The following is a 3,693-nucleotide window of genomic DNA, read 5'->3' as shown; positions in this document are numbered from 1 at the left end:
AGGCGACCTCGTCCTCGCGGCCCTGGTTGGCGTTCAGCCGCTTCCTGAAGCTCGACGACGCGCGGTCCATCCTCGGCGCCAGCCGCTCGGACATGGCGTCCCGCTGCTTGCGCAGCAGCACCAGGCTCAGCGGGGCGGAGATCAGGATGGACAGGGCGAGCAGCCACAGCGGGTTGGAGGTGCCGATGCCGGCGGGGATGACGCCGAGCCAGGCCAGCGTGGCGAGGACGACAAAGCAGGCGCCGAAGAGGCCGATCCGCATCAGCGTGTACCGGAGGGTGACGCCTGCCATGCCCGGCCGCGGTGCGGCCTCGCCGTCGCCGGTCTGCGGGGTGCTCTGGATGCTGGTCACTGCGGATCTTCCTTCTTCTGCCGGGGGCTTGAGTCCTTCTGCCGGGGTGGGTGGGCCGGCCTGCGGGCTGCCGTCACGGGAGCGGCAGCCACATCGTGATGTCGTCGCGGTAGTCGTCCTCGGCGACCTTGATCGCCTCGGGCGCCCTTCCTACCTCCTTGTAGCCGCAGGAGGCGTAGAAGTGCTCCAGGCCGAGCCCGCCGCGGCAGGTGAGCCGGATGGCCCGGATGCCGTCGAACGCCCGCGCCTCCCGCTCGGCGGCGGCCATCAGCTCGCGGCCGACGCCCCGGCCCTGGAGGGACGGGTCCACCATCACGGTGTAGAGGCCCACCCAGTGTCGCATCAGCCGGTGCTTGTTGAACGTGAAGTGCGCCGTGGCGCGCACCTCACCCTCCTCGTCGAAGCCGACGAGCTGGCGGGTGCGGCCCTCGGCGACGGCGGCCAGGTGCAGCAGGGCGTCGGGCCGCACGTCCTCGGTGGTGACGGGCGGCACGAAGCCGACCGCGCCGCCCGCGTTGACGACGTCCGTCCACAGCCGGACGAACCCGTCGAGGAGCCGGCGGTCCTGCTCGGGGTCGAGCCGGAAGCGCAGGGACACGGCGGTCTCACACCCTCATCGGCTGCGGCTCTTCGCGGCGGTCCGGGTCGGGGCCGGGGTACTCGCGGACGATCTCGTAGCGCGTGTTGCGCTCGACGGGGCGGAAGCCGGCGTCGCGGATGAGGTCGAGCAGGTCCTCGCGGGTCAGCTTGTCGGGCGTGCCGAAGTTGTCCGCGTCGTGCGTGATCTTGTACTCGACGACCGAGCCGTCCATGTCGTCGGCGCCGTGCTGCAGCGCGAGCTGCGCGGTCTGGACGCCGTGCATCACCCAGAAGACCTTGACGTGCGGCACGTTGTCGAACAGCAGCCGGGAGACGGCGAACGTCTTCAGCGCCTCGGCGCCGGTGGCCATCGTCGTCCGGGCCTGGAGCCGGTTGCGGACCTTGCCGTCCTTCATGTCCACGAAGTCGTGCTGGTACCGCAGCGGGATGAAGACCTGGAAACCGCCGGTCTCGTCCTGGAGTTCACGCAGCCGCAGCACGTGGTCGACGCGGTGCCTCGGCTCCTCGATGTGGCCGTAGAGCATCGTGGACGGCGTCTTCAGGCCCTTGGAGTGCGCGAGGCGGTGGATGCGCGACCAGTCCTCCCAGTGGGTGTCGTGGTCGACGATGTGCTGCCGGACCTCCCAGTCGAAGATCTCGGCACCGCCGCCGGTCAGCGACTCCAGACCGGCGTCGATCAGCTCGTCGAGGATCTCGTCGGCGGGCAGCCCGGAGATCTTCTCGAAGTGCTGGATCTCGGTCGCGGTGAACGCCTTCAGCGACACCGTGTCCGGCAGCGCCTCCTTCAGCGCCCGCAGCGAACGCGGGTAGTAGCGCCAAGGCAGCGTCGGGTGGAGGCCGTTGACGATGTGCAGCTCGGTGAGGTTCTCGCCTTCCATGGCCTTCGCCAGCCGGACGGCCTCCTCGATGCGCATGGTGTACGCGTCCTTCTCGCCCGGCTTGCGCTGGAACGAGCAGTACGCGCACGACGCGGTGCACACGTTGGTCATGTTCAGGTGGCGGTTGACGTTGAAGTGGACCACGTCGCCGTTGAGCCGGGTGCGGACCTCGTGGGCGAGGCCGCCCAGCCAGGCCAGGTCGTCGGACTCGTAGAGGTGGATGCCGTCCTCGCGGCTCAGCCGCTCTCCGGAACGGACCTTCTCCTCCAGCTCACGCTTGAGCCCAGCGTCCATGCGTCGCGCCTCCTTGAGTCTCGGGCTCGGTCCCTGCTTCTGCCCCGCGCGGCACGGGCGCCTTCGGCCCGTTCCGCCCGCCGCGGCCCGTCCGGGTACCGGGCGGCGCCCCTGCGGCGCGCTCGTGCTCAGTCGAGCGTACGCCACGTCCGAATCGGACCAATCGGCCGGTCCCGGGTAGCGCCGGGACCGGGCCGCGGTCACTCGCCGGGCAGCTCGCCGACCCGGTTCTCCCACTTCGTGGACAGCACGATCGTGGTGCGGGTGCGGGAGACTCCGGGGGTGCGGGAGAGCCGCCGGATCGTGCTCTCCAGCCCGTCCACGTCGCTGGCCCGGACCTTGAGCATGTAGGAGTCGTCGCCGGCGATGAACCAGCAGTCCTCGATCTCCGCCAGGTCCCGCAGCCGCCCCGCGACCTCCTCGTGGTCGGTGGCGTCGCTCAGCTGGATGCCGATGAGCGCGGTCACTCCGAGGCCCAGCGAGGGCGCGTCCACGGTCGCCCGGTAGCCGGTGATCACACCGGCGGCCTCCAGCCGGTTGATGCGGTCGGTCACGCTCGGCCCGGACAGGCCGACCAGACGGCCCAGCTCCGCGTACGAGGCCCTGCCGTTCTCCCGCAGAGCCTGGATGAGCTGCCTGTCCACCGCGTCCATGGGTTCCGTAGCCTTCCGTTGTCCCGCACGACCTGCTGTCGCTACCGTCCAGAGTTCGATCCGGGGACGAATCTAAGGCATGGGACCGTCATCGCCCGCAACTGCTATGGGGACGGTCAGTCGTCGGAGTGCTCGGACGCGGCCGTCCGGGCGCCACCGAGCTCCCCCTTCCAGCGGTGGTACAGCTCGTGCCGGACCCCCGCCGCGTCCAGGACCCGGCCCGCGACGAAGTCGACCAGGTGCTGGATGTGGGTGGCGCCCGCGTAGAACGCCGGGGACGCGGGCAGCACCACCGCGCCCGCCTCGTCGAGCGCGACCAGCTGCCGCAGCGTCGTACCCGCCAGCGGCGTCTCGCGGACCGCGACGACCAGCGGACGCCGCTCCTTCAGCGTCACGCTCGCCACCCGCTGGAGCAGGTCCTTCGACAGCCCGAGCGCGACACCGGCGACACACGCCGTGGACGCCGGCGTGATCAACATGCCGCGCGTCGGGTACGACCCGGACGAGGGACCGGCGGCCAGGTCCCCCGCCGCCCAGTACCGCACCCGACCGGAGTCGAGCGCGCCGGAGGCCTTCAGCTCGGCGCCGAACGCGTCCGTGGTGCCGTCGGCGCCGCGCGCCAGCCAGCGCTCCAGATCGGCCCGCCAGTGGGCGTCGCGGAACGGCTCACCCGTCTCGTCCAGCAGCGTCAGCCGGGCGGCCCGGCTGACCACCAGGTCCACGTCCTCACCGGCGGCCAGCAGGCCGCGCAGTACCGCCGCCGCGTACGGCGTACCGGAGGCCCCGGAGACCCCCACCACCCAGGGGACGCGCCTGCTGTCCTGTGCTGTCTCGCTCACGACACCGACCCTACGGCTCCGCCGCCCGCGTCGGGGCGGCAGATCCGTGGGGCGGGTGGTGAAACCGGCGTGGGCGG

At 71.5% G+C, this 3,693-nt stretch carries 5 protein-coding genes; all 5 read right to left on the bottom strand.

What is annotated here, in order from left to right; all coding sequences use genetic code 11:
• The coding region (locus FNX44_RS24900; RefSeq protein WP_323369653.1) for a DUF4229 domain-containing protein at positions 1-352 on the bottom strand (352 nt) is incomplete at its 3' end.
• Between the two features lie 73 nt (positions 353-425).
• A complete protein-coding gene (locus FNX44_RS24895; protein WP_143651244.1) occupies positions 426-950 on the bottom strand; it encodes a GNAT family N-acetyltransferase in 525 nt (174 codons plus the stop codon).
• 7 nt (positions 951-957) lie between these two features.
• Entirely contained in the window at positions 958-2,124 is a 1,167-nt protein-coding gene (gene mqnE / locus FNX44_RS24890) for an aminofutalosine synthase MqnE (RefSeq protein ID WP_143651243.1), read from the bottom strand.
• A gap of 200 nt (positions 2,125-2,324) precedes the next feature.
• Positions 2,325-2,777 carry an Lrp/AsnC family transcriptional regulator gene (locus tag FNX44_RS24885; RefSeq protein WP_143651242.1) on the bottom strand — a complete coding sequence of 151 codons (453 nt, stop codon included), beginning with the start codon at positions 2,775-2,777 and terminating at the stop codon, positions 2,325-2,327.
• Positions 2,778-2,893: 116 nt separating this feature from the next.
• On the bottom strand, positions 2,894-3,616 hold the full coding sequence (locus FNX44_RS24880; RefSeq protein ID WP_143651241.1) for a UbiX family flavin prenyltransferase: 723 nt from the start codon (positions 3,614-3,616) through the stop codon (positions 2,894-2,896).
• Between the last annotated feature and the right edge of the window lie 77 nt (positions 3,617-3,693).

This window comes from Streptomyces alkaliterrae, assembly GCF_007097205.2.
GTDB lineage: Bacteria > Actinomycetota > Actinomycetes > Streptomycetales > Streptomycetaceae > Streptomyces > Streptomyces alkaliterrae.
This window is presented reverse-complemented; position numbering and strand designations above follow the sequence as displayed.